General features: G+C 35.0%; 2 protein-coding genes and 1 pseudogene. All 3 read right to left on the minus strand.

Annotated features, from left to right (window positions below):
* Positions 1-350: pseudogene (locus AC1DPQ_RS27100) on the minus strand (hypothetical protein); the annotation flags it as partial.
* Entirely contained in the window at positions 341-1240 is a 900-nt protein-coding gene (locus tag AC1DPQ_RS27105) for a nucleotidyltransferase family protein (RefSeq protein WP_477579158.1), read from the minus strand. The gene AC1DPQ_RS27105 and the pseudogene AC1DPQ_RS27100, both read right to left, overlap by 10 nt.
* A 120-nt stretch (positions 1241-1360) precedes the next feature.
* Positions 1361-1594: hypothetical protein (locus AC1DPQ_RS27110; protein ID WP_477611472.1), on the minus strand; the 234-nt coding region annotated here is incomplete at its 5' end.

Genomic DNA, 1594 nt, shown 5'->3' on the forward strand with positions numbered 1-1594 from the left:
GCTAAAACGTCTAACGAGACGGTATTTGGCACGAAAGGAAGCATCCGCCAATATTCATGATGAATGTGCGCCATTTCTTCACTGTTTGTGGTAGAAACAGGCTTAATAAAAAGATATTCAGGGCAAGTGAAGGTGAGGTAATCGGCAATAGACCTCAGGTTGCTGGCAATGGCCTGGGGCGATTTAAAAACCGAAGTGTTTATGTTTTGAAGAATGTATTTCTTCTTTTCGGATAGGGGCGAAAGCAAATAAGTACGGTTAATTAAACCCGTACCYATTTGTGTAATTTGTATATTTTCTTTAGCGTATCCGTAGGCTTTTAAAACTTCGGAATCTAAATTTAGTTCCATAGTTTTTCTGGATATGTTCCGTTTTTAACCAATTGGTCAATACAATCCTGAACATACGGTTTATCTTCTTTATAAGTTACACCAAACCATTTGTTCGAGGTTGGTACAACTTTAAAGCTTGCTATATTACTTTTTACCAGGTTTTCGCCTATTAATGGGATAAAAAACTCAGCTTTTGGTTTATCTTTGTTTGCTTCTGCAAATTCTCTGAACAGATCTTCCGTAATTTTGAAAACCGCTGGTGTAAATCCCCAGAAATTCATTGAAACCGGAGTCTCATAGCTTAATGGAAATTCTTCACCGTTTTCTTCGTAAAAAATATTACCATCTTTAGGGTAAACTTTTGTACGTTCTACAATTTCTTCCAGATCGCCAGCAGCATCTACTTTGCAAACACCTCGCGAAACAGCACCAAATTCTGATAAGGTTTTGCCAACCTCATAACCGATAATAGCATAGTTGCTGTCTGTTACTTCTGTAGTTAAGAAATCGACCATTTTCTTAAAAGCATCAAAACCGTAGTAATCATCAGCGTTAATTACACAAAATGGTTCTTTAATTGCGTTTCTGCCTGAAAGGATTGCATGTGCTGTACCCCAGGGTTTTTCTCTATAAATTTCCTCTTGGATGCCAAATTGTTTTAAATCGAAATTTTGAAAAACATATTCTGTTTCAATTCTTCCCTCAAGTTTAGGTTCGAAAATGGCTTTGAACTCTTTTACAAACTCTTCTTTTATAATAAATACAACTTTGCCAAAGCCAGCGTTAATGGCATCATAAATTGAATAATCAATAATGGTTTCGCCATTTGGGCCAAAGCCATCAATCTGTTTCATACTTCCGTAACGGCTAGCCATTCCTGCAGCCAATATTAATAGGGTGGGTTTCATCTATGTTTATTATTTTTATTTGTAGGAGCCATGATAGTTAAAATAATTATTTAATCATGCCTGCCTCGTATTGCGAAATAGTAATAGGCATATAAATTATATCAAAAATGGCCATGTCTTTTATATTTGGTTTAGGTATTCAAATAGCTTCTTTAAATCGCTATCGTTTTTTAAATCAATTTTTTCTTTTTTCAAATACTCGTTTAATTCTTGCACTTTGGAAGGGAATAAAGCTAAAATTGTTTTCTTCGTGGGTGTAATTTTTGCAAATTTACCATCTTTGAGTATGAAATAGCCATTTGTTGTATTAAAAGTTTTATTGGTAACCGCAGAGCCGTATTGTTTGCTTTCAAC

Source organism: Pedobacter sp. 01T416_2 (assembly GCF_056398925.1).

Bases quoted from the DNA above. Each gene is read 5' to 3' on its own strand.
- AC1DPQ_RS27105 (WP_477579158.1), bottom strand. From the start codon at position 1,240: ATGAAACCCACCCTATTAATATTGGCTGCAGGAATGGCTAGCCGTTAC.